Genomic DNA, 23054 nt, shown 5'->3' with positions numbered 1-23054 from the left:
GGGCCGCCTCCGGAGGGATGGAGGCGGCCCCTGGTGGGCGGACGGGAGGTCCGGGCGGGATCAGCCGAAGAGGTTGAACGCTCCCCAGCCGCCGCCGACCTTGACGCGGGCCTTGAACGTCGCGGCGCCCGTGCCGCCGGTGCCCTTGTACAGCCACAGCACGCCGGAGGTGTCCCTGGCCAGCAGGTCGGGCCTGCCGTCGCCGGTGCTGTCGCCGGCGGTGGTGAGGGCGTTGTACGCGGACCAGCCGCCGCCGACCCGGACGCGGGTGCCGAGCGCCGGGGAGGCCTTGCCGGTGCCCGGGTACAGCCACAGGACGCCCGAGCCGTCCCGCGCCAGCAGGTCGGCCCTGCCGTCGCGGTTGTAGTCACCCGTGCCGGTGATCGTGTACGTGCCCCAGCCGCCGCCGATCCGCGCGCGGGTGCCGAACGTGCTGTCGCCCTTGCCGGGGTAGAGCCACAGGACGCCGTCCTTGTCCTTGGCGACCAGGTCGGGCAGCGCGTCGCCGGACAGGTCGCCCGGCACCCGCAGGTCCTTCATCGCGTTCCAGCCGCCGCCGACGCGGATCTCCTCGAAGCGGTCGGACCCGTTGAACGCGAAGTTGTACAGCACACCGTCCGTGGCGCGGTACAGGTAGTCCTGGTACGAGTCGCGGTTCAGGTCCGCCTGGCGCATCAGGTTCACCCCGCTCCAGTCGCCCAGCCCGACGCGGTCGCCCAGGTAGGGCGCCCGGTCGCCGAACGAGGAGTACTCGTAGGCCTCTCCGCCGGGCGTGCGCACGATAAGGTCCGCGAGACCGTCGAAGTCGAGGTCGCTGTCGTCGACGCGGGCGTTGATGTCGCCGACGTAGGTGCGGGTCTTGGCGTACACGCCGTAGGCGCCGGAGGCGACGCAGTTCTTGACGCCCCAGGACACGACGCCGGCGATCCGGCCGTTGACCACCAGCGGGCCGCCGGAGTCCCCGTTGCACGGGGAGACCGTGCCGGCGTCCTGGCCGGAGGCGGGGTTCCCGGCGCAGGCCATCTGACCGGCCACGAAGTCGGAGCCCCAGTACGAGGTGCAGGCCGCGTCCGACCGCATGGGCACGGTCGCCTTCCTCAGCGTCGGCGAGATGGCCTCACTGGTGGAGCTGGTGCGGCCCCAGCCGTAGACCGTCGCCGGGGTGCCGTTGGCGTAGGAGGCGGTGTCGCCGCTCGACGTTGTGCGGAGCGTCTTGTACGGCAGTGCCTCGTTCAGCGTCAGCACCGCGAGGTCGCCGCCGGACGTCGTGCTCGGGCGGTAGGTGGGGTTGACCCACTGGCGGTACACGCCGGCGACCCGGCCGCCGTGCAGGTCGCCCTCGTCGCTGGGCAGCTGGGCCGTGCCGGCGACGACCGCCCCGTTCTGGGCCCAGTCCAGGCCGTACACGCAGTGCGCGGCGGTCAGGACCTTCGCCGGGGCGATCAGGGTGCCGCCGCAGAAGTAGCCCTCGTCCGTGGTCGCGTCGTAGTAGTGCAGCTGCACCATCCACGGGGCCTCGGCGAGGGTCGCGTTCGTGCCGCCGATGATCTTCGGGTCGACGGTGCCGGACGGGGCCTCGCTGCCCTGGGCGGGCTTCGGCTGTCCGGGGGCGGCGGCGTCCGGGAGCGTTGCCCCGGAGCCCTGCACGCGCTCCAGCAGCTCCGCCTGGGAGGCGGGGGCCCGCTCGGTGACGGCCGGCTGGGGCGGGAAGGGCGTCGTACCGGACGCCTGGGCGGGGGCGGCCGCGAGGACCGCGCCCGACAGGGCGAGTGCGGCGGTGGCCGCGGGAAGAGCCAGGCGGGCTCTTCGAGAGGTCGAGGTCACTCAGGTCTCCTGTCGCGGTGAATGCTCGCAGGAGAGAAGGGCCCGGGGGCGCGGGCCGGTGAAGGCAGCACAGATCGCCCCGTGGGCGTATCCGAAAATACGTTCCCCCCCACTGCAGTGCGCTGATCTTACAAGCCAGAAGTCCCGCTCCGTCACCTGCGTGACGGAGCGGGACTTCGGACCGTGCCTGGAGACGTCCGGCGGTGAACCTAGTCGCCGTTGCCCGGGGCGGGCGTCGTCTTCTGGATCTGCATCAGGAACTCGGCGTTCGACTTGGTCTGCTTCATCTTGTCGAGGAGCAGCTCGATCGCCTGCTGCTGGTCGAGCGCGTGCAGCACGCGGCGCAGCTTCCAGGTGATGGCGAGCTCGTCGCTGCCGAGCAGGATCTCCTCCTTGCGGGTGCCGGACGCGTCGACGTCCACCGCGGGGAAGATGCGCTTGTCGGCGAGCTTCCGGTCGAGCTTGAGCTCGGCGTTGCCGGTGCCCTTGAACTCCTCGAAGATGACCTCGTCCATGCGGGACCCGGTGTCCACCAGGGCGGTGGCGAGGATGGTCAGCGAGCCGCCGTCCTCGATGTTGCGGGCCGCACCGAAGAAGCGCTTCGGCGGGTACAGGGCGGTCGAGTCGACACCACCGGACAGGATGCGGCCGGAGGCCGGGGCGGCGAGGTTGTACGCGCGGCCCAGACGGGTGATCGAGTCGAGCAGCACGACGACGTCGTGACCCAGCTCCACCAGGCGCTTGGCGCGCTCGATGGCCAGCTCGGCGACCGTGGTGTGGTCCTCGGCCGGGCGGTCGAAGGTCGAGGAGATGACCTCGCCCTTCACCGACCGCTGCATGTCGGTGACCTCTTCCGGACGCTCGTCGACCAGGACGACCATCAGGTGGCACTCGGGGTTGTTGTGCGTGATCGCGTTGGCGATCGCCTGCATGATCATGGTCTTGCCGGTCTTCGGCGGGGCCACGATCAGACCGCGCTGGCCCTTACCGATGGGCGCGACGAGGTCGATGATGCGGGTGGTGAGGACCCCGGGGTCCGTCTCCAGACGCAGGCGGTCCTGCGGGTACAGCGGGGTCAGCTTGTTGAACTCCGGCCGCCCGCGGCCGTGTTCGGGCGCCATGCCGTTGACGGAGTCCAGGCGCACCAGCGCGTTGAACTTCTCGCGGCGCTCGCCCTCCTTGGGCTGGCGCACGGCACCGGTGACGTGGTCGCCCTTGCGCAGGCCGTTCTTGCGGACCTGGGCGAGGGAGACGTACACGTCGTTGGGGCCGGGCAGGTAGCCGGAGGTCCGGATGAACGCGTAGTTGTCGAGGATGTCGAGGATGCCGGCGACCGGGATGAGGACGTCGTCCTCGTTGATCTGCGGCTCCTGCTGGATCTCGTCGCGCCCGCGGCGGCCACGGCGGTCGCGGTAGCGGCCGCGACGGCCACGGCGGCCGCCCTCGAAGTCGTCCCCGTCCTCGTCGGCCCGCTGCTGCTGACGGTCCTGACGGCCGCCGCCCTGCTGCTGGCGCTGACCGCCCTGGTTCTGCTGGTCGTCGCCCTTGCCCCGGCGGTCGCGGTCGCGTCCACGGTCGCCGCGGTCGCGGTCGCGGTCGCCGCCACGCTCGCGGTCCCCGCGGTCCCGGCGGTCGCGACGGCGGCCCTCGCCCTCGCTGTCGGAGCGGGCGTCGCCCTGGCCCTGCTGCTGGGCCGACGACTCGCCCTTGGGCTCGCTCCGGGTCTCGACGGCCACGGCGTCGGTGGCCGCGGACGGGCTGCCCGCGTCGGCGGTGGCCCGGCGACGACGGCGCTCGGAGGGGGCGTCGTCGGCGGGGGCGCCGGCCTGCTCGGCCGAGGCCGAGACCTTGGGCGACGGCTGGCCGGGGATGTCGATCTGCTGCTGGGCGGCCTTGTCGGCGGCCGTCCTGTCGGCCTTCTTCTCGGCCTTGCCGGCCTTCTCCGCCTTGTCGGCGGGGGCCTCGTCGCCCGTACGCGACCGGGAGGTGCTGCGGCGCTTCGGCTTGGTCTCGCCGGCGGCGTCCGCGGCGGCGGGCGCGGCCTTGGCGGGGGCTCCCCCGGCGGCCTGCGCCTCCTTGATGACCTCGATCAGCTGGCTCTTGCGCATCCGCGCGGTGCCCCTGATGCCGAGGCCGGATGCGACCTGCTGCAGCTCGGCCAGCACCATGCCCTCGAGGCCGGTACCACGGCGCCGCCGGGAGCCGGCACCGGTGGCAGGCGCGGAGGCGTCCGTGGCGGGCGCGGCAGCGGTCTCCTCGACACGTGCGCCCATCAGATCGGTGGTGTCGCTCACGAAGGGTCCTTCCCTGGAGCGGACGTCGGCCTGTCTGGCTCGGCGACCGGTTGTGCTGTCCGGCTTCGGTTCTTGCTGTGTGAACCGTGCCGGGGCGGTGGTCCGCCTGAACGGCGGAAGAGATATCTGGTGATGGCGCGCCCCCCGGCCGTGGCACCCAGTGTCTGTGTCACGCGGCGTGGTCGCACCGGTTCCGAAACGTGCCCGACGGGCCGCTCAGTGTCCGTGTCGGCCGTACTGATCACGTACGGCGTCCACCACACAATGCGGCTTGGGGGGCTCCCGGAAGAATGTCTGTCCCGGACGGGGACACGAGGCACCTCGCCATGGTGGGGTCGGGTGCAGACTTGAGATTAACACTACCGGATCCAACAAACATTCCCCCTCTCGAAATCCGGCAACCGCACGCTTTTTATGTGTCGCCGGAGGTCGCCAGCGGCAGGACGCAGGCGCCCTGCTGGTCCAGGCCGAGCCGGTTGGCCGCCCATTCCGTGCCGGCCAGCGCCTCGACCTTGTCGGCCGTGTCGGCGTCGGCCAGTGCCATCACCGTGGGGCCGGCGCCCGAGATCACCGCGGGTACGCCGTCGCCGCGCAGCCTCTCCACCAGTGCCGCGCTCTCCGGCATGGCCGGGGCGCGGTACTCCTGGTGCAGGCGGTCCTCGGTGGCCGGCAGCAGCAGCTCGGGGCGCCTGGTCAGGGCCTCGACGAGCAGCGCGGCACGGCCGGCGTTGGCGGCGGCGTCGACGTGCGGGACGGAGCGCGGGAGCAGTCCGCGCGCGGTCTCCGTCAGTACCGGCTTCCCGGGCACGAAAACCACCGGAACGATGGAATCGGCGGGGTCCATCCTGATCGCCCGGGCGGCGCCGGACTCCATCCAGGACAGGGTGAAACCGCCCAGCAGACAGGCCGCCACGTTGTCGGGGTGGCCCTCGATCTCGGTGGCGAGGTCGAGCAGCGCGGCGTCGTCGAGCCGGGCCTCGCCGCCTATGGTCACCGCGCGGGCGGCGACGATGCCGGCGCAGATGGCGGCGGAGGAGGAGCCGAGGCCGCGGCCGTGCGGGATGCGGTTGGCGCAGACGATCTCCAGGCCCCGCGGCTGCCCGCCCAGGAGGTCGAAGGCGGTGCGCAGGGACCGTACGAGCAGGTGTTTCTCGTCGCGCGGGAGGGTCTCGCCACCCTCACCCGCGATGTCGATGTGCAGCCCGGAGTCGGCGACCCGGACGACCACGTCGTCGTACAAGCCCAGCGCGAGGCCCAGGGCGTCGAAGCCCGGGCCGAGGTTGGCGCTGGTGGCGGGGACGCGCACCCTGACGGCGGCGGCGCGGAACGCTGGACCGGCCATCGCTCGATGACTCTCCTTGAGCTGCGTGATTGTCGAATGACATTCGATGACGTACGGAACCCGGGTCGCCGCTGCCTGTCGAACGGCCGATCCCTGCCGACCGCGGCCGGCCGCCTTGCGACCGCGGAGACAGCGCGGCGCCGCGGCATATGCGGCGGGCGGGTTCGGTACAGCCTATCGAAGGAAGGTTCTTCGGCGACATAGGGCGCACAGGAGGCGCACGATGCGTGTCGTAAGCCCCCTGTGCACCCCCTGTGCATGGCTTTCCCGCTCGGGCGGCGCTTACGCCCTCTTGCGCCGGCGGGACGGGCCCGGCCCTAGATCAGGCCGAGCCGCTCGGCCGCCGTCGCCGCGTCGACCGGCACGGTGACCGGCTGCGGAGCGCCGGCGACGGCCCAGTCCGGGTCCTTGAGCCCGTTGCCGGTCACGGTGCACACGATCCGCTGCCCCGGGTCGACCTTGCCCTGCTCGGCCGCCTTCAGCAGGCCGGCCACCGACGCGGCGGACGCGGGCTCGACGAAGACGCCCTCCTGGGAGGCCAACAGCCGGTAGGCGCGCAGGATCTCACGGTCCGTCACCTCGTCGATGGCACCGCCGGACTCGTCCCGCGCGGCGAGAGCGAAGTCCCACGAGGCGGGGTTGCCGATCCGGATCGCGGTCGCGATGGTCGAGGGGTCCTTGACGACCTCGCCGCGCACGATCGGGGCGCTGCCGGAGGCCTGGAAGCCCCACATGCGCGGCGCCTTCGTGCTGACCCTGTCGGCGGCGTACTCCTTGTAGCCCTTCCAGTACGCGGTGATGTTGCCCGCGTTGCCGACCGGCAGGACGTGGATGTCGGGGGCGTCGCCGAGCATGTCGACGATCTCGAAGGCGGCCGTCTTCTGCCCCTCGATACGCACCGGGTTGACCGAATTGACCAGTGCCACCGGGTAGTTGTCGCTCAGCGCGCGGGCAAGGGTCAGGCAGTCGTCGAAGTTTCCGTCGACCTGGAGGATCTTCGCGCCGTGCACGAGGGCCTGGCCCATCTTGCCGAGGGCGATCTTGCCCTGCGGCACGAGGACCGCCGAGACCATCCCGGCCCGCACGCCGTACGCGGCGGCGGAGGCGGAGGTGTTGCCGGTGGACGCGCAGATGACGGCCTGCGCGCCCTCCTCCTTGGCCTTGCTGATGGCCATGGTCATACCGCGGTCCTTGAAGGACCCGGTCGGGTTCGCCCCCTCGACCTTGAGGTGGACCTCGCAGCCCGTGCGCTCGGAGAGCACCTGCGCGGGCACGAGCGGCGTGCCGCCCTCGCGGAGCGTCACGACGGGCGTGCTGTCGGAGACGGGCAGCCTGTCCCGGTACTCCTCGATGATTCCGCGCCACTGGTGGGTCATTGCTGGTTACTCTCCTTCAACCCGCATGATGCTGGCGACACCCCGCACGGTGTCGAGCTTGCGCAGCGCCTCGACCGTACCGCCGAGGGCGGCGTCGGACGCGCGGTGGGTGACGACGACGAGGGATGCCTCGCCGTCCTTGCCGGACTGCCGCACGGTGTCGATGGAGACACCGTGCTCCGCGAACACGGTCGCGACCTGGGCGAGCACGCCCGGTTTGTCGGCCACGTCGAGGCTGATGTGGTAGCGCGTGACGACCTCGCCCATCGGCGAGACGGGCAGCGCGGCGTACGCGGACTCGCCGGGGCCGGTCGCGCCGCCGATCCGGTTGCGGCAGACGGCGACGAGGTCGCCGAGCACGGCGGAGGCCGTCGGCGAACCGCCGGCACCGGGTCCGTAGAACATGAGCTGACCGGCGGCGTCGGACTCCACGAAGACCGCGTTGTAGGCGCCGCGCACGTTGGCCAGCGGATGGCTGAGCGGGATCATCGCGGGGTGCACGCGCGCGGTGACGGAGCCGCCGTCGGCCGCCCGCTCGCAGATGGCGAGCAGCTTGATGGTGCAGCCCATCTCCTTGGCGGAGGCGAAGTCGCCGGCGGTGACCTCGGTCATGCCCTCGCGGTAGACGTCGTCGAGGCGCACCCGCGTGTGGAAGGCGATGCCGGCGAGGATGGCGGCCTTGGCGGCGGCGTCGAAGCCCTCCACGTCGGCGGTCGGGTCGGCCTCGGCGTACCCGAGGGCCGTGGCCTCGTCGAGCGCCTCCTGGTACCCGGCGCCGGTGGTGTCCATGGCGTCGAGGATGAAGTTGGTGGTCCCGTTGACGATGCCGAGCACCCGGTTGACCTTGTCGCCGGCGAGGGACTCGCGCAGCGGCCGGATCAGCGGGATGGCACCGGCGACGGCGGCCTCGTAGTAGAGGTCCTTGCCGTGCGCGCCCGCCGCGGCGTGCAGGGCGGCGCCGTCCTGGGCGAGGAGCGCCTTGTTGGCGGAGACGACGGAGGCGCCGTGCTCGAAGGCGGTGGTGATCAGCGTCCGGGCGGGCTCGATGCCGCCGATGACCTCGACGACCACGTCGATGTCCCCGCGCTTGACCAGGGCGGTGGCGTCGGTGGTGACGAGGGCGGGGTCGATGCCCTCCCGCACCCGGTCGGGTCGGCGCACGGCCACACCCGCGAGCTCCACGGGGGCCCCGATCCGGGCGGCGAGGTCGTCGGCGTGCGTCGTCATGATGCGCGCCACCTCTGAGCCGACCACTCCACAGCCCAGCAGCGCCACCTTCAGCGGACGCGTACGCATCATCCGACCTCGTTTCCTCATACCGTCTACGGTGGAACCAGTCTCACGCACCGGACGGGATTTTCTGCCTTTCGTCCGGATCGTGAGACGTTTATTTCATTTTCGCAGGGGCGGACGACGAAAGATCTTCCGCCTCGCCTCGCCCCCGCGCGTGACCTGCCGGGACTCAGCCGACGTCGAGACGCAGCAGGTCCTCCTCGGTCTCCCGGCGCACGATGACCCGCGCCTCACCGTCCCGCACGGCGACGACGGGCGGGCGCAGCACGTGGTTGTAGTTGCTGGCCATGGACCGGCAGTACGCGCCGGTCGCGGGTACGGCGATGAGGTCGCCGGGGGCCAGGTCGCCCGGCAGGAAGGCGTCCTTCACGACGATGTCCCCGCTCTCGCAGTGCTTCCCGACGACCCGGACGAGCATGGGCTGGGCGTCGGAGGTGCGGGAGACGAGGGCGACGCTGTACTCGGCGTCGTACAGCGCGGTGCGGATGTTGTCCGACATGCCGCCGTCGACGGAGACGTAGGTGCGCAGCCCGTCGAGCGGCTTGACGGTGCCGACCTCGTACAGCGTGAAGGCGGTGGGCCCGACGATGGCACGCCCCGGCTCGACGGAGATGCGGGGCGTACGCAGCCGCGCGCGCTCGCACTCGCGGGTGACGATCTCGGTCAGCGCCTTGGCGATCTCGTGCGGCTCGCGGGGGTCGTCGTCGCTCGTGTACGCGATCCCGAGCCCGCCGCCGAGGTCGATCTCGGGCAGTTCGACCCCGTGCTCGTCGCGGATGTCCTTGAGCAGCCCCACGACCCGGTGGGCGGCGACCTCGAAGCCCGACATGTCGAAGATCTGCGACCCGATGTGCGAGTGGATCCCGATGACCTCCAGCCCGTCGAGCTGGAGGGCCCGCCGCACGGCCTCCGCCGCCTGTCCGCCGGCCAGCGGGATGCCGAACTTCTGGTCCTCGTGGGCGGTGGCGATGAACTCGTGCGTGTGCGCCTCGACCCCGACGGTGACCCGGATCTGCACGCGCTGCCGCTTGCCCAGCGACTGGGCGATGTGGGCGACGCGCACGATCTCCTGGAAGGAGTCGAGCACGATCCGCCCCACGTCGGCGCGGACGGCCCGCTCGATCTCCTCCGGCGACTTGTTGTTGCCGTGGAAGGCGATGCGCTCGGCGGGCATCCCGGCGGAGTGCGCGGTGGCGAGTTCGCCGCCCGAGCACACGTCGAGGTTGAGCCCCTCCTCGTCCAGCCACCGCACGACGGCACGCGACAGGAACGCCTTGCCGGCGTAGAACACGTCGGCGTCGGCCCCGAAGGCGGTGCGCCAGGCCCGCGCCCGGGCCCGGAAGTCGGCCTCGTCGAGGACGTAGGCGGGGGTGCCGTACTCCTCGGCGAGCTGCGTGACCGCCAGCCCGCCGACGGTGACGACACCGTCGGCGTCGCGCTCGACGGTCTGGGCCCACACCTTGGGGTCGAGGGCGTTGAGGTCGGCGGGCGGGGCGGAGTAGTGCCCCTCGGTGAGGACGTCGGCGTGACGGGGCCCGGCGGGGTGTGCGGAACGGCTCATGGCGTCTTCTGTGCTCTCTCAGAGGTGGTCGGGTGCGTCGATGCCGAGGAGGGACAGGCCGCCGGCCAGCACCGCCCCGACGGCTTCGGCGAGGGCCAGCCGGGCGCGGTGGGCGGCCGAGGGTTTCTCCGCACCGCGGGGCAGCACGGTGGGCAGGAAGGGCAGCGCGGCATCGGCGACGGTGACGAGGTGCCGGGCGAGCCGGTCGGGGGCGCGGTGCGCGGCCGCGGCGGCGAGGACGCGGGGGTGGTCGGCGAGCAGGGCGGTGAGGTCCCGGGCGTCCGCGACCGTCCCTGCTTCGGCGGCGAACCCGAGGTCGGCGGCGTTGCGCGCTGCGGCGCGGGAGCGGGCGTGGGCGTACCGCACGCGGAAGAGGGGGTTCTCCTCGCGCTGGGCGAGGTGCTCGTCGCCGATCCGGGGCCGGTCGTGGGCGGCGGGGTGCAGCAGCGCCCAGCGGGCGGCGTCCCGGCCGAGGGGCAGCGGGTCCGCCGGGGCGGGGACGGGCCGCACGTTCACCGGCAGGTCGGCGGGTGCCGGGCCGACCGCGTCGACGCGCACCCCGAGGACGGCGGTCCACTCGGGCTCGACGGCCTCCGCGGTGACCCGCACGAGCGCACCCTGCGACCGCAGGACGCGCCCCGCGGCGTCGGCGACGACCACGGCCCGCAGGTCCCCGGGGCAGTGCAGCTGCGCGACGCTTCCGTCGGGCCCGTCGGCGTGTCCGTACCGGGCCCCGCGCCGCAGGATCTCCTCGACGAGACCGGCGGGCGCGGCGCCGTGCAGGCTGATGTTGAGGAACCCGGGCCCGCTGAGGACGACGTCGGTGATGCCGTCGACGTCGACGAGGTAGGGCCGCAGCACCTCGGCGACCCGGAGCGGCGGCTGCCCGGCGGGCCGGGCCAGCTGGAGCGCGATGTTGGTGGCGTAGTCGCCGCATCCGCCGGGCCCCGGCGGGGTGACCACGGCCCGTGCCGGAACGCTCACGTGCAGCTCACCCGCGTCGACGGCGCGACGCACCGCGTGCAGCACGGTACGGGAGAGCTCTACGGGGGTCACGGGTCAAGCGTAGGGGAGGAGGGGGGTGGGTGAGCGAGCCGGTTTGGGCCCGGTCCCGGGATGTGGACGCTCGGCAGGGACGCGCGGGGTCACCCGGCCGGCTTGGCCCGCGCGGGCGCTTCGCTCTCCCCGGCCACGCCGAGCACCGACCGCAACGCGGCCGCACTCCCCCGGGCCGTCCGCCGTTCCACCAACTGCCGTACGAGCGACACGAGCTCGGCGGGCTCGAAGGGCTTGGACAGGAAGGCGTCGACCCCGGCCTCGAACCCTGCGTCGACCTCGTACTGGCTGCTGGCGCTGACGATGGCGATCGGAAGGTCCCGCGTACGCGGATCGGCACGCAGCCGAGCGGCGGTTCTCACCCCGTCCAGGCGAGGCATGACCACGTCCAGCGTGACGGCGTCGGGCCGCACCTGATGGACGACATCAAGACACTCGGCACCATCGGCCGCGGTCACGACCTCGAACCCCTCGAGCTCGAGATTGACCCTGATCAGCTGCCGGATGACCTTGTTGTCGTCGACAACAAGAATCCGGCCGGACGCCCTAGGCACAACTCGAGAGTAGGTCCGGACCGGCCACCGCGTCCGGGTTTTCCCCACTTCCACCCCGCGCGGGGGACGACACCCTCGCACCCGACCCCCCGGGAGGCGGCGCGACCCGCGAAAACCCGTTCATGAACACCCCGGCGGAGCTGGTAGTGTTCTACCCGTCGCCGCGAGCAACACCCACCGCGACGGACACGCCCCCGTAGCTCAGGGGATAGAGCAACGGCCTCCGGAGCCGTGTGCGCAGGTTCGAATCCTGCCGGGGGCACCTTGCAGTAGGTGCCTAAAGACCCCGCCGTCAGCGGTAACGCTGAAGCCGGGGTCTTCGTGTGTGTGCAGACGGATGTCGCCGGGAGCAGCTGTTCGTTGGTTATTACGGCGTAATGGCTCGTTGGTGTCGAAGGCTTCGCAACGGCTCGCCGACCTAGCCGAGCCAGACCCTGCGGATGCGATCGGCCTGGTCCGTGCCCTGGCGTCGGCCTTCGCGGGCCGCGCCCGGGATGCGGGAGGCGTTCAGGGGGTTGTGGCCGAAGGCGCGGCGGGACGTGCGGTCGGGGGTGAGGAGGGTGGCTCGGGTGCCGTTCGCGGTGAGGGAGGCGACCTGGCTCGCCGCGCTCGGGGTCGCTCCGGCCGCCTTGGGGATGGGGGCGAGGACGACGACCCGGGCGCAGTCGTCGACCAGGTCGGCGTTGGTGGTGGAGCGGACGCCGCCGTCCATCCAGCGGCCCTCGCCGATCGTGATCGGCGGGAACAGGGGCGGCAGCGCGCAGGTGGCCGACATGGCGTGCAGCAGGTCGACGCCGGAGCCGGCGGTGAAGGCGGTGGGTGTGCCGGTGAGGGCGTCGACCGCGAAGAGCCGTACGGTGCGCTCCGGCCAGTCCTGGACGGGGAGGTGCGGGGCGATGGCTTCGAGGACCTCGGACTCCGGGACGTCGTGGACCGAGAGGGCGAGCCGGCCCAGGCGCCTGACCACCGTGCGGGGGTCGCGCGAGCCGAGGGCGGCCCACAGGTACCTGGCCGTCATGGTGAGTGTGAAGTCCACGTCCATCATGGGTCGTTGGCGCTCGACCTGCTCCCGGTAGAGGTCGGCCGGGGCCGATCCCCTGGCCAGGTCGAGGGCGAGCAGGGAGCCGGCCGACGTGCCGGCCAGGACGTCGGCGTCACCGAGGTCCAGCCCGGCCTCGGCCAGTCCCGCCAGTACGCCGACCTGCCACGCGTACGCCGTCAGGCCGCCTCCGCCCAGCACCAGCGCCGTGTCCGCCATGTCCGCCCCTCCGACTCGTTCCCGGGATTCGAGGATCGATCTCATAACGGGGACCACTCCCCGGTTCACCTGCCGGCGCGACGCTAGCAGGTAAGTGGGGAGTGGTCCACGTTTGGGGTGCGAGGTGGTCGCGTGTCAGGTCACGCGAGAGAGAGCATCGTCCTCACGACCTGGCGGAGCATCGACTCCGGGTCGGGGGCCGGGCCCGGGGAGCGCCACGCCACGAAGCCGTCGGGGCGGACCAGGACGGCGCCGCCGCGGGTGACTCCGTGGGCCCTCGCCCAGTCGGTGTCCTCGTCGTCGTCCGGGCTCAGGTCGGCCTCCCGGTTGCCGCCCACGCGGTACGACTTCAGCGGTACCCGCAGGTCGGACGCCAGGTGGGTCGCCGCCTCGTGCCAGCCGGCGGCCTGGGCCGCGTCGCTGAGCAGGACCAGGGAGTCCTCGTAGAGGTCCAGCGTGGATACGCGGGCGTCGTCGGCACGGCGGCGGAGCCAGAGGTGGGGGGCGCGGCTGCCGGGGGCGCCGGTGAGGTCGAGGCCCTCCGGCACCACCGGGGTCGCCGGGTCGGCGCCGACCACGGCGCCCTGAGGGTAGCGGTAGCCGAGGGCGACGTTGAGGATGCCGCGCTGCGGGCTGCCGCCGGGTCCACCCGGGCCGCCGACAGGACCACCGGGGCTGCCGGCCGGGCCACCAGGGCCACTCGCCGCGCCACCGGGGCCGCCGAATCCGCCACCCGGACCGCCCGGAGCCCCGCCCGGACCGCCCGGAGCCCCGCCCGGACCGTTCGGAGCGCCGGCAGGACCGCGCAGGCCCCCGCCAGGACCACCCGGGGCGCCGCCAGGACCGCCCGGAGCGCCGCCAGGATCGCCCGGAGCGCCGGCAGGACCGCCCGGAGCGCCGCCCGGAGCTCCCGGGCCGCCGGGGCCGCCCGGCCCGCCGCCCCCCATGCCCGGAGGTGGCGCGAAGCCCGGGTGGCTGTGTTCGACCGAGCGGCCGGCGGCGCGGGCGCTGGTGGCCTCCGCGACCGGGCGGCGCTCCGCGTCGTAGGTGTCCAGGAGGCCTTCTCCCGCCCAGCCCTCCAGGACCGCGGCGAGTTTCCAGGCGAGGTTGTGGGCGTCCTGGATACCGGTGTTGGAGCCGAAGGCGCCGGTGGGGGACATCTCGTGGGCGGAGTCGCCGGCGAGCAGGACGCGGCCCGAGCGGTAGCTGCGGGCGACGCGCTGGGCGGCGTGCCAGGGGGCCTTGCCGGTGATCTCGACATCGAGGTCCTCGGCGCCGATGGCGCGGCGGATGTGGGCGGCGCAGCGCTCGTCGGTGAAGTCCTCGACGGTTTCGCCCTGTTCGGGGTGCCAGGGAGCGTGGAAGACCCAGTTCTCCTTGTTGTCCACGGGCAGGAGGGCGCCGTCGGCGTCCTCGCTCGTCAGGTAGCAGACGATGAAGCGGCGGTCGCCCACGACGTCGGCGAGGCGGCGGGAGCGGAAGGTGATGCTGACGTTGTGGAAGAGGTCGCCGGGGCCGCTCTGGCCGATGCCGAGCTGCTCGCGGACGGGGCTGCGGGGGCCGTCGGCGGCCACCAGGTAGTCGGCGCGGATGGTGGTGTGCTCGCCGGTCTCCCGGCTCTTGACCACGGCGGTGACCCCGTCGGCGTCCGCGTCGAAGGACAGCAGCTCGGTGCCGAAGCGCAGGTCGCCGCCGAGGTTCGTGGCGTGGGTGAGGAGTTCGGGTTCGAGGTCGTTCTGGGAGCAGAGGCACCAGGAGCTGGGGCTGAAGCGGGCCAGGCCGCCTCCCGCGTCCATCTCCTTGAAGAGCCACTCTCCCGCGTCGCCGACGAGGGTCGGCGTCTGGAAGATGCCGTGGTTGTCGGCGAGGGTGGCGGCGGCCTTCCGGATGTCCGGCTCGGTGCCGGAGACGCGGAAGATCTCCATCGTGCGGACGTTGTTGCCGCGCCCGCGGGGGTGGATCGAGGTGCCGGCGTGACGTTCCACCAGGGTGTGCCGGATGCCCAGCCTCCCCAGGAAGACCGAGGTCGACAGGCCCACCAGGGACCCGCCGACGATCAGGACCGGGACCCGGTGGACCGCGGGGGCGGCTCCACCGGACCGGTCGGCTCTCTCGTTCATCTCGTTCGTCCTCCGTTGTGACGGACGCGCGCCCGCTGCGGTGACGGACGTCGCCCTTCTTCCTGACGGACGCGTCCCGTGCCGTGACGGACGTCGTCCCGCGTCGTGGCGGACGGGGTCCTCGGCCGTGCCGCGTGCCGTCCCGCCCGAGGCGTGGGTGGGGGACGTGCGCGCCGCTGCGTCGGACCGTCGTCGCGCGACTCGCCCGGCGACCGATCGCGCCGGGGACTTCCATGCATGCCCCCTGCGGCCCGGTGAGGCCCACGGCGACGCATGCTTCACCCGCTTAACCCTCCTGGTTCGCGGTCCCCGCGGGCACGGCTCACGATCGTGCTTACTGCGACCGCCGCACCACGCCGGAGCCATGGCGCACGCCGCGACGATCGCCCCCAGTCCACGAGGAAGTTCCCGGAGGAGAGGTGGGCCGGATGACGGTCTATCCCGTCGTAGCGACGGATACCGTGTCGGCAGATGCCCTGACCACAGACGCCGCGGCGGCCTCGCCCGCCGTGGCCGCGGACGCGGGCGGCGTGTCGGTATCCGCGTTCGACGGATCACGCGTGCGGGTCGTCCTGATGCTGGACATCCACGACGGCAAGCAACAGGAGTTCCTGAACGCCTACGACGGCATCCGGGACCGGGTCGCCGCCGTCCAGGGCCATGTCAGCGACCAGCTGTGCCAAGCCGTCGACAACCCGACGAAGTGGCTGCTCACCAGCGAGTGGGAGAGCGCGGAGCCGTTCCTGGCCTGGGTCAACAGCGAGGACCACCTGGACACCGTCGAGCCCCTCCAGGACTACGTCCGCGACACCCACTCCCTGCGCTACAGCGTGCTGCGGGAGACCTCGGGCGAGCGGTCCGCGCCCGTCGCGGCCGGTGAACCGCCGAACGCCGCCGTCCGGATCGGGAACAACGTCGTGCGGCACGCCCTGACCTTCACCGTGCGTTCCGGGAGCGAGGACGAGGTCACACGACTGCTGGCCGGTTACGCGGCTCCGGACGCCCGCGTCGACGAGTCCGGCCGACTGCTGCGCACCTCGGTCTTCCTGCACGGCAACCGGGTGGTGCGCGCGGTGGAGGTGCAGGGCGACCTGCAGCATGCGCTGCGCCACGTCGCCCGACAGCCCGCGGTGCGGGCCGTCGAGGAAGCCCTCAACCCGTACCTGGAGCAGGAGCGGGACCTGCGCGACCCCCGGGACGCCCGGCGGTTCTTCACGCGGGCCGCGATGCCGGCCGTCCACCACGCGTCGTCCGTCGACACGGACGGTGCCGGTTTCCGGCGGGTGGCGCTTCTGTACCCGGCCCGTCCCGGCGCCGGTCCCGAGCTGGCGCGGCTGCTGGCCCGCCAGGACGCGGCCGCCCTGCACACCCCGGGCAATCCGGTCCGCTCGGCCACCGTGTTCCACCGCGACGACCTCGTCGTGCGGCTCGTCGACGTGGAGGGCGACCCGGAGCGGGCGCCCGCCTTCGTCCTCGGCCTGCACGGCTCCCCGGACGCCGCCGGCGGCTCGCAGGCCGCCGGGGTCGCCGTGGCCGAGCGGCTGCTGGACACCGCCGCGGCCGGCGTGGACGGGCTCCTCACGGAGGAGCGCACCCTCGTCCAGCTGCTGGCGCGGGCCCGGATGACGCTCGTGACCGACCGGCGCTCACCCGCCCCCTGACCCCTCCCCGATCCACGCGCCCCGCGCACCGACCGCGCGGGTGGACCGGGCTCGACGGCGCGCCCGCCGGTCCGCGCGGATCCGACCGACCCACCCCCACTTCCCGTCTCCCCGGAGTGAACGACATGACAGACCAGCAGGTACGCATCGTCTCCCTCGGCGACATCGCCCCCAACCGCCGCCGCGGCGGAGACCTCCGCGCCCTTCTCACGCCCACCACCGCCGGGGCCACCAGCGGCTTCATGGGCGTGGCCATCGTGCAGCCGGGCGACCGCATCGCCGAGCACTACCACCCGTACTCCGAGGAGTTCGTGTACGTCACGGAGGGTGCGCTGGAGGTGGACCTGGACGGTGTGGCGCACACCCTGGCCACCGGACAGGGGGTGCTGATCCCGCAGGACGTGCGGCACCGCTTCCGCAACGTGGGGGCCACCGAGGCGCGCCTCGTCTTCCACCTGGGGCCGCTGGCCCCGCGGCCGGAGCTCGGCCACGTGGACACCGAGGACGCGGCGGGCAACCCGCTCCAGCACGAGGGCCACGCGGGGTGCGCCGGGAACGAGCGTCCCGCCACCGCCGCCGAGGCGGTGTCATGAACCGGCGTCGGGTCGCCGTCACGGGCATAGGCGTCGTCGCCCCGGGCGGGATCGGCGTGCCCCAGTTCTGGGGCACGCTCTCCGAAGGCCGTACGGCGACGCGCCGCATCTCCCTCTTCGACCCGGCCGGTCTGCGGTCGCAGATCGCCGCCGAGTGCGACTTCGAACCCTCCGAGCACGGGCTGGACATCGCCACCGTCCAGCGGAGCGACCGGTACGTGCAGTTCGCGCTCGTCGCCGCCGCCGAGGCGGTGCGGGACGCGCACCTCGACCTGGCACGTGAGGACCCCTGGCGGGCCGGTGCCACGCTGGGCACGGCGGTCGGCGGCACGACCCGGCTGGAGCACGACTACGTCCTGGTCAGCGAGCGCGGCTCCCGCTGGGACGTGGACGAGCGACAGGCCGGGCCGGCCCTGGAGCGGGCCTTCACCCCGGCGACGCTGTCGTCGGCCGTGGCCGAGGAGTTCGGCGTGCGCGGGCCGGTGCAGACCGTCTCCACGGGCTGCACGTCCGGCCTGGACGCGGTGGGGTACGCGTACCACGCCGTCGCCGAGGGACGGGTCGACGTGTGCCTGGCGGGCGCGGCGGACTCGCCGATATCGCCGATCACCATGGCCTGCTTCGACGCCATCAAGGCGACCTCGCCGAACAACGACGACCCCGCGCACGCCTCCCGGCCCTTCGACGCCGACCGCAACGGCTTCGTCATGGGCGAGGGCGCGGCCGTGCTCGTCCTGGAGGACCTGGAGCACGCCCGGGCCCGCGGGGCGCACGTGTACTGCGAGGTCTCGGGTTACGCGACCTTCGGCAACGCCTACCACATGACCGGGCTCACCAAGGAGGGCCTGGAGATGGCGCGGGCCATCGACACGGCGCTGGACATGGCCGAGCTGGACGGCTCCGCCATCGACTACGTCAACGCGCACGGCTCCGGTACCCAGCAGAACGACCGGCACGAGACCGCCGCCGTCAAGCGCTCGCTGGGTGAGCACGCCTACGCGACGCCGATGAGCTCGATCAAGTCCATGGTCGGTCACTCGCTCGGCGCGATCGGCTCGATCGAACTGGCCGCGTGCGTGCTGGCGATGCACCACCAGGTGGTGCCGCCCACGGCCAACTACACGACCCCCGACCCCGAGTGCGACCTGGACTACGTGCCGCGCGAGGCACGGGAGCGGACGCTGCGGCACGTGCTGTCGGTGGGTAGCGGCTTCGGTGGCTTCCAGTCCGCGGTCGTGCTCAGCGGCTGCGAAGGAGGGCTGCGATGAGCGGACCACGAGGGACCAGGCGCCGCGACGACGCGGACAGCAGGCGGGCCGTCGTCACCGGGCTGGGCGTGGTGTCCCCGCACGGTGTCGGGGTGGAGGCCTTCTGGAAGGCGACCGCGGACGGCGCCAGCAGCCTGGGGCCCGTCACCCGGGAGGGCTGCGACCACCTGCCGCTGCGGGTCGCGGGCGAGGTACGGGGCTTCGACGCGGCCGAGACGGTCGAGGAGCGCTATCTCGTCCAGACCGACCGCTTCACCCACTTCGCCCTCTCCGCCGCCCAACTGGCGCTGGACGACGCGCGGTTCGGGCGGGCCGACATCGAGTCGCCGTACTCGGTCGGGGTGGTCACCGCCGCGGGTTCGGGCGGCGGCGAGTTCGGGCAGCGGGAACTCCAGAACCTGTGGGGCCAGGGCTCGCGGTACGTCGGCCCGTACCAGTCGATCGCCTGGTTCTACGCGGCCAGCACCGGTCAGGTCTCCATCCGCAACGACTTCAAGGGGCCCTGCGGTGTGGTGGCCGCCGACGAGGCGGGCGGCCTGGACGCCCTGGCCCACGCGGCCCTGGCCGTGCGGGGCGGCACCGACACGGTGATCTGCGGCGCGACGGAGGCGCCGTTGGCTCCGTACTCGATCGTGTGCCAGCTGGGCTACCCCGAGCTGAGCCGGGCCACCGAACCGGACCGCGCCTACCGTCCGTTCACGAGCGCGGCCTGCGGGTTCGCGCCGGCGGAGGGCGGTGCCGTGCTCGTGGTGGAGGGGGCGGCGGCGGCCCACGAGCGCGGCGCGGAGGTACGGGCGACGGTGGCCGGACACGCGGCCACCTTCACCGGTGCCTCCCGTTGGGCCGAGTCACGGGAAGGGCTGGCGCGGGCGATCGAGGGGGCGCTGGCCGAGGCCGGTTGCCGGCCCGAGGAGGTCGACGTGGTGTTCGCGGACGCCCTCGGCGTCCCGGAGGCCGACCGGGCCGAGGCCCAGGCCCTGGCCGACGCGCTGGGTCCGCACGCCCGGCGCGTGCCGGTCACGGCGCCCAAGACCGGGACCGGGCGCGCGTACTGCGCGGCACCGGTGCTGGACGTGGCGACCGCGGTGCTCGCCATGGAACACGGGCTGATCCCGCCCACCCCGCACGTCCTCGACGTCTGTCACGACCTGGACGTGGTGGCCGGCCGGGCCCGCCCCGCCGAGCCTCGCACGGCCCTGATCCTCAGCCGCGGACTCATGGGATCGAACGCGGCGCTCGTCCTGCGGCAGGGCGACGTGCCGTCCACGGACCGGTGACCGACGGCCGGACGGTCGCGGGGCCCGGCGGCCGGTGCCGGACGCCCCTGTGAACGGTGACGGTGACCCTGACCGTGGCCGTGGCCCATGACCGGCGAGGACCGGCAAGACCAACGCGAACCCCGAGCGGGCGCCGCCTTCGGGCGAGCGCCGACCGAGTGAAGGAGCACCTCGCATGACCGACCAAGTGGACTACCAGGTGACCGTCGAAGAGCTGTCGGCGCTGATGAAGCGCACCGCCGGCGTGCACGTCGACCCCGTCACCCTCCAGCAGCAGGCCGACGCCGGTTTCGACACCTTCGGTCTGGACTCCCTCGGCCTGCTGGGCATCGTGGCCGACCTGGAGAAGCGGTACGGGCTGGGTCTGCCGGAGCAGGCCGAGCGCTGCAAGACGCCCGCGGATTTCCTCGCGCTGATCAACGGCGCCCTGAAGACGGGAGTGTGACATGGCAGGCCACACCGAGAACGACATCACCATCGCCGCGCCGATGGAGCTGGTCTGGAACATGACCAACGACATCGACAACTGGCCGCGGCTGTTCAGCGAGTACGCCTCCGTGGACGTGCTGGAGCGCGACGGCGACCGCGTCACGTTCCGGCTCACCATGCACCCGGACGCCGACGGCAAGGTGTGGAGCTGGGTCTCCGAGCGCGTCGCCGACCCCACGACCCGTACCGTCCGCGCCCACCGGGTCGAGACCGGTCCCTTCCAGTACATGGACATCGTCTGGGAGTACACGGAGACCGCCGAGGGCACCCGGATGCGCTGGGTCCAGGACTTCGCCATGAAGCCGGACGCGCCCGTGGACGACGCCTGGATGACGGACAACATCAACCGCAACTCCCGCACGCAGATGGCCCTGATCCGGGACCGGATCGAGCAGGCGGCGGGCGAGCGGCGGTCCGCCTCGGTGCTCGCCGACTGAGACCCGGCCGCGTAGACCGACCACACCGACGGAGGGCCCCTGCCCATGCACCACACCCTGATCGTCGCCCGGATGGCACCCGGCGCGGCACCGGACATCGCGAAGGTGTTCGCCGAGTCCGACAGCGGCGAGCTGCCCCACCTGGTGGGGGTCAACCGGCGCAGCCTCTTCGAGTTCGGTGACGGTGTGTACCTGCACCTCATCGAGAGCGACGAGGACCCGGCCCCGACCATCGGCCGACTGACCGGGCACCCCGAGTTCCGCCAGGTCAGCGAGCGGCTGGAGCCGTACGTCTCGGCGTACGACCCGGCGACCTGGCGCGGTCCGAAGGACGCGATGGCGCGCTGCTTCTACCGGTGGGAGCGGCCGGCCGTCGGCTGACGTTCCGTCACCTCCCGCATCCCGCCCCGGGGTCGTCCGGCTTCCGTCGGACGGCCCCGGGGCGCGGCCGTGTCCACGACGGGGTGCACCCTGGCGTGACACAGCCTGGTCCCGACGGGGGTGCGCCCCCAGGTGCCGAGCGGTGTCCGGCGCGGGGCCGGTTCGCGGGACAGCCGGCCCGGCGGCGGGTGATGATCGGCGCATGACCACCACACCGCGTTTCGACCCGCACGCCCTGCTCGCCGAGAGCCGGCTCGGCGTGCTCGCGACGATCAAGTCCGACGGCCGCCCGCAGCTCTCCCCCGTGATGCCCGCCTACGATCCGCGGGCCGGCGTCATCCGCGTCTCGACCCGCGAGGGGCTGGCCAAGACGGCGAACCTGCGCCGCGACCCGCGGGCCGCCCTGGAGGTGACCGCCCCGGACGGGCGGTCCTGGGCCACCGCCGAGGGCGTGGTGACCCTCACCGGGCCGGGCACCGACCCGCACGGGCCGGAGGTGGAGGCGCTGGTGGAGTACTACCGTGCCGCCGCCGGGGAGCACCCGGACTGGGACGAGTACCGGTCGACGATGGTGTCCGACCGCCGCGTGCTCCTCACCCTCGCGGTCGAGCGGGTGTACGGCGCCGACATCGGCTGAGCGGGCGCTTGAGATTTGTGCCCGGGCGGTGAAAGATCCGCCCGCCGTTTCCGTACCTCCTGGCGTACGAGTATCCGTGCGAGTCTCTCGCGTCGCCCCTGGAGGCATCATGCGCCTGTCCCGCGGCAGGATCGGAGTCGTCGTCCTGATCGGCGCGATGACCCTGACCCTCACCGCGCTGGCCTTCCCGGCCATGCTCGGTCTGGACAAGGCCGACGGAAATCAGGACCGGGTCATCGCCAGTACGAAGTTCGGGCCGCTCACGGAGGCCGACCGCGACTTCGTGGTCAAGGTCCGGGCCGCGGGGCTGTGGGAGTACCCGCTGGGCGAGATCGTGATGGAGCGCGGGACGACCGAGGCGATGAAGACGGCCGGCGAGCACCTGGTCGTCGGGCACGCCGGTCTGGACGCGATGTGCCGCGAGATCTCCCCCGAGCTGGGCATCACCCTGCCCAACCGGGCCTCCCCGCAGCAGGAGGGGTTCGTGTCGACGGTGGATGCCAAGAGCGGCGGGGAGTTCGACTCGGCGGCGGTCAACATCATGCGGGTGACGCACGGTCAGATCTTCCCGGCGATCGCCAAGATCCGGGCGACGACCAAGAACACGCTGGTGCGGCAACTGGCCGACCTGGCCAACGACACGGTGCTGGACCACATCACGGTGCTGGAGAGGACCGGGCTCGTCGAGTACGACGAGGTCACCTTCCAGCAGACCGGCCCGGCGAAGCTGCCGCGGGAGAGGGTCACCCCGCCCCCGCCGCAGCCGGGTGAGCGGGTGCTGGTGCTGAAGCCGCGGCCCGACCTGGACGTGGAGACGGCCGCCCCGACGCCCACGCCCTCTCCGGCGCCGTGACCGCCGGGGGCCGACGCGTCGGGCGGTGCGCGGGGCCCTCGTGACCGTCGGGCTCTGCGGGCCGTGCGCCGGCGCCCCTCGGCGGTGGCGCCGCCCCCTCGGCCGCGGTGCGGTGCACTCAGGTCCGGTCCCGGGGGAACGGCGGCCCCCGCCCGACCGTCTCCCCCTGTGCAAAAGTGGACCGGACGAGGAGAGGGGGACGGGACCATGACCGCTTACGGGTCCGACAGCGGCGCCGCACCGGACGGGCCGGACGGCGTGCCGCCCGTGCCCGAGGACGTGTGGCGCAGGTTCCTCCAGGACGACGAGCGTGCCATCCGGGCCTCGGCCCCGAGGGAGCCCTCCGCGCGGGAGCGGCTCCCGGACGGCGGCGGCCCGGACGCCGGACCGTGGGCCGGCCCCGCCTCCGCCGGGGTCGGCGAGCCGTGGCACCCGGAGGACCCGTGGGCCCGCCCGGCCTGGCGTGAGCTGGACACCCGTGCCCGACTCCGGCGGACCGGCCGGGTGATCGGCACGGCCGCCGCACTGGCCCTCGCCCTGACCGCGTGGTCGCAGCTCTCCGCCGGCGGCGGCACTCCGGGCGGTGGGCCCGCCGACACGATCGGGCGGCGCCCGGAGAGCCCGGTGCCGTCCACGGCCGCCACCCTCGCGCCGACGGCGACGGGACCGGCGAGCACCGCGGTCTTCGTGCCCGTCCCCTCCGCGCTCCCCCACGCGTCCACCACCCGCCTGACAGCCGACGGCTGACGGCGCACCGGGGAGCCGCCCGGCCGACGGGGG

Annotated in this window: 20 protein-coding genes and 1 tRNA gene; 11 read left to right on the top strand and 10 right to left on the bottom strand. The window is 73.2% G+C overall.

Features of this window, described 5'->3' with window-relative positions:
• Positions 1-60: 60 nt before the first annotated feature.
• From ACGF5T_RS03555 to ACGF5T_RS03520, 8 genes are all read right to left on the bottom strand, one after another.
• Entirely contained in the window at positions 61-1824 is a 1764-nt protein-coding gene (locus tag ACGF5T_RS03555) for a trypsin-like serine protease (protein WP_366766149.1), read from the bottom strand.
• Positions 1825-2033: 209 nt separating this feature from the next.
• On the bottom strand, positions 2034-4118 hold the full coding sequence (rho, locus tag ACGF5T_RS03550; RefSeq protein WP_366766148.1) for a transcription termination factor Rho: 2085 nt from the start codon (positions 4116-4118) through the stop codon (positions 2034-2036).
• A gap of 412 nt (positions 4119-4530) precedes the next feature.
• Entirely contained in the window at positions 4531-5460 is a 930-nt protein-coding gene (thrB, locus tag ACGF5T_RS03545) for a homoserine kinase (protein ID WP_356604574.1), read from the bottom strand.
• 317 nt (positions 5461-5777) lie between these two features.
• Positions 5778-6836, bottom strand: a complete 1059-nt coding sequence (gene thrC, locus ACGF5T_RS03540) for a threonine synthase (protein ID WP_356604572.1) — start codon at positions 6834-6836, stop codon at positions 5778-5780.
• Positions 6837-6842: 6 nt separating this feature from the next.
• On the bottom strand, positions 6843-8135 hold the full coding sequence (locus tag ACGF5T_RS03535) for a homoserine dehydrogenase (RefSeq protein ID WP_356604742.1): 1293 nt from the start codon (positions 8133-8135) through the stop codon (positions 6843-6845).
• 163 nt (positions 8136-8298) lie between these two features.
• Positions 8299-9690, bottom strand: coding sequence for a diaminopimelate decarboxylase (gene lysA, locus ACGF5T_RS03530; RefSeq protein WP_366766147.1), 1392 nt, complete (start codon positions 9688-9690; stop codon positions 8299-8301).
• A gap of 18 nt (positions 9691-9708) precedes the next feature.
• A complete protein-coding gene (gene nrtL, locus ACGF5T_RS03525; RefSeq protein WP_366766146.1) occupies positions 9709-10746 on the bottom strand; it encodes an ArgS-related anticodon-binding protein NrtL in 1038 nt (345 codons plus the stop codon).
• 89 nt (positions 10747-10835) lie between these two features.
• Complete coding sequence (locus ACGF5T_RS03520) at positions 10836-11300, bottom strand: response regulator (RefSeq protein ID WP_356604566.1); 465 nt, start codon at positions 11298-11300, stop codon at positions 10836-10838.
• 190 nt (positions 11301-11490) lie between these two features.
• On the opposite strand from ACGF5T_RS03520, the gene ACGF5T_RS03515 reads away from it, so the two are divergent.
• Positions 11491-11562: transfer RNA gene (locus ACGF5T_RS03515), tRNA-Arg, on the top strand.
• A 156-nt stretch (positions 11563-11718) separates the two neighbouring features.
• Here ACGF5T_RS03515 and ACGF5T_RS03510 read toward each other — a convergent pair.
• Both ACGF5T_RS03510 and ACGF5T_RS03505 read right to left on the bottom strand, forming a co-directional pair.
• Positions 11719-12558, bottom strand: coding sequence for a patatin-like phospholipase family protein (locus ACGF5T_RS03510; RefSeq protein WP_366766145.1), 840 nt, complete (start codon positions 12556-12558; stop codon positions 11719-11721).
• Positions 12559-12698: 140 nt separating this feature from the next.
• Complete coding sequence (locus ACGF5T_RS03505) at positions 12699-14678, bottom strand: FAD-dependent monooxygenase (protein WP_366766144.1); 1980 nt, start codon at positions 14676-14678, stop codon at positions 12699-12701.
• Between the two features lie 428 nt (positions 14679-15106).
• Here ACGF5T_RS03505 and ACGF5T_RS03500 point away from each other — a divergent pair, with 428 nt between their 5' ends.
• From ACGF5T_RS03500 to ACGF5T_RS03455, 10 genes are all read left to right on the top strand, one after another.
• Positions 15107-16339 (top strand): SchA/CurD-like domain-containing protein, encoded by a 1233-nt coding sequence (locus ACGF5T_RS03500; RefSeq protein WP_356604560.1) that lies wholly within the window; start codon positions 15107-15109, stop codon positions 16337-16339.
• Positions 16340-16464: 125 nt separating this feature from the next.
• A complete protein-coding gene (locus ACGF5T_RS03495) occupies positions 16465-16932 on the top strand; it encodes a cupin domain-containing protein (RefSeq protein ID WP_356604558.1) in 468 nt (155 codons plus the stop codon).
• A complete protein-coding gene (locus tag ACGF5T_RS03490) occupies positions 16929-18200 on the top strand; it encodes a beta-ketoacyl-[acyl-carrier-protein] synthase family protein (protein ID WP_356604556.1) in 1272 nt (423 codons plus the stop codon). The genes ACGF5T_RS03495 and ACGF5T_RS03490 overlap by 4 nt, the downstream gene beginning before the upstream one ends.
• Positions 18197-19477 carry a ketosynthase chain-length factor gene (locus tag ACGF5T_RS03485; protein ID WP_356604555.1) on the top strand — a complete coding sequence of 427 codons (1281 nt, stop codon included), beginning with the start codon at positions 18197-18199 and terminating at the stop codon, positions 19475-19477. Before ACGF5T_RS03490 ends, ACGF5T_RS03485 begins: the two co-directional genes overlap by 4 nt.
• 175 nt (positions 19478-19652) lie before the next feature.
• A complete protein-coding gene (locus tag ACGF5T_RS03480) occupies positions 19653-19922 on the top strand; it encodes an acyl carrier protein (RefSeq protein ID WP_356604553.1) in 270 nt (89 codons plus the stop codon).
• A gap of 1 nt (position 19923) precedes the next feature.
• Positions 19924-20403 carry an SRPBCC family protein gene (locus tag ACGF5T_RS03475; protein ID WP_356604551.1) on the top strand — a complete coding sequence of 160 codons (480 nt, stop codon included), beginning with the start codon at positions 19924-19926 and terminating at the stop codon, positions 20401-20403.
• A gap of 45 nt (positions 20404-20448) precedes the next feature.
• Positions 20449-20784, top strand: coding sequence for a TcmI family type II polyketide cyclase (locus tag ACGF5T_RS03470; protein WP_356604549.1), 336 nt, complete (start codon positions 20449-20451; stop codon positions 20782-20784).
• A 202-nt stretch (positions 20785-20986) separates the two neighbouring features.
• Entirely contained in the window at positions 20987-21421 is a 435-nt protein-coding gene (locus ACGF5T_RS03465; RefSeq protein ID WP_361016787.1) for a PPOX class F420-dependent oxidoreductase, read from the top strand.
• 109 nt (positions 21422-21530) lie between these two features.
• Entirely contained in the window at positions 21531-22274 is a 744-nt protein-coding gene (locus tag ACGF5T_RS03460) for a DUF4142 domain-containing protein (protein WP_366766143.1), read from the top strand.
• 207 nt (positions 22275-22481) lie between these two features.
• The gene (locus tag ACGF5T_RS03455; protein WP_366766141.1) at positions 22482-23021 is read left to right on the top strand and encodes a hypothetical protein; all 540 of its coding nucleotides are present in this window, start codon (positions 22482-22484) and stop codon (positions 23019-23021) included.
• Positions 23022-23054 lie beyond the last annotated feature (33 nt).

Origin of the sequence: Streptomyces sp. NPDC047853, from assembly GCF_043204535.1 — a bacterium.
Classification (GTDB): Bacteria; Actinomycetota; Actinomycetes; order Streptomycetales; family Streptomycetaceae; genus Streptomyces.
The sequence above is the reverse complement of the archived record's forward strand: the minus strand, read 5'-3'. Positions and strand labels throughout refer to the sequence as shown.

Excerpts from the sequence above, each read along its gene's own strand:
- thrC (WP_356604572.1), bottom strand. The coding sequence starts at position 6,836 with ATGACCCACCAGTGGCGCGGAATCATCGAGGAGTACCGGGACAGGCTG.
- ACGF5T_RS03465 (WP_361016787.1), top strand. The coding sequence starts at position 20,987 with ATGACCACCACACCGCGTTTCGACCCGCACGCCCTGCTCGCCGAGAGC.
- ACGF5T_RS03470 (WP_356604549.1), top strand. The coding sequence starts at position 20,449 with ATGCACCACACCCTGATCGTCGCCCGGATGGCACCCGGCGCGGCACCG.
- ACGF5T_RS03505 (WP_366766144.1), bottom strand. The coding sequence starts at position 14,678 with ATGAACGAGAGAGCCGACCGGTCCGGTGGAGCCGCCCCCGCGGTCCAC.
- ACGF5T_RS03495 (WP_356604558.1), top strand. The coding sequence starts at position 16,465 with ATGACAGACCAGCAGGTACGCATCGTCTCCCTCGGCGACATCGCCCCC.
- ACGF5T_RS03500 (WP_356604560.1), top strand. The coding sequence starts at position 15,107 with ATGACGGTCTATCCCGTCGTAGCGACGGATACCGTGTCGGCAGATGCC.
- ACGF5T_RS03485 (WP_356604555.1), top strand. The coding sequence starts at position 18,197 with ATGAGCGGACCACGAGGGACCAGGCGCCGCGACGACGCGGACAGCAGG.
- ACGF5T_RS03475 (WP_356604551.1), top strand. The coding sequence starts at position 19,924 with ATGGCAGGCCACACCGAGAACGACATCACCATCGCCGCGCCGATGGAG.
- thrB (WP_356604574.1), bottom strand. The coding sequence starts at position 5,460 with ATGGCCGGTCCAGCGTTCCGCGCCGCCGCCGTCAGGGTGCGCGTCCCC.
- ACGF5T_RS03480 (WP_356604553.1), top strand. The coding sequence starts at position 19,653 with ATGACCGACCAAGTGGACTACCAGGTGACCGTCGAAGAGCTGTCGGCG.
- ACGF5T_RS03455 (WP_366766141.1), top strand. The coding sequence starts at position 22,482 with ATGACCGCTTACGGGTCCGACAGCGGCGCCGCACCGGACGGGCCGGAC.
- ACGF5T_RS03535 (WP_356604742.1), bottom strand. The coding sequence starts at position 8,135 with ATGATGCGTACGCGTCCGCTGAAGGTGGCGCTGCTGGGCTGTGGAGTG.
- ACGF5T_RS03460 (WP_366766143.1), top strand. The coding sequence starts at position 21,531 with ATGCGCCTGTCCCGCGGCAGGATCGGAGTCGTCGTCCTGATCGGCGCG.
- lysA (WP_366766147.1), bottom strand. The coding sequence starts at position 9,690 with ATGAGCCGTTCCGCACACCCCGCCGGGCCCCGTCACGCCGACGTCCTC.
- ACGF5T_RS03510 (WP_366766145.1), bottom strand. The coding sequence starts at position 12,558 with ATGGCGGACACGGCGCTGGTGCTGGGCGGAGGCGGCCTGACGGCGTAC.
- ACGF5T_RS03490 (WP_356604556.1), top strand. The coding sequence starts at position 16,929 with ATGAACCGGCGTCGGGTCGCCGTCACGGGCATAGGCGTCGTCGCCCCG.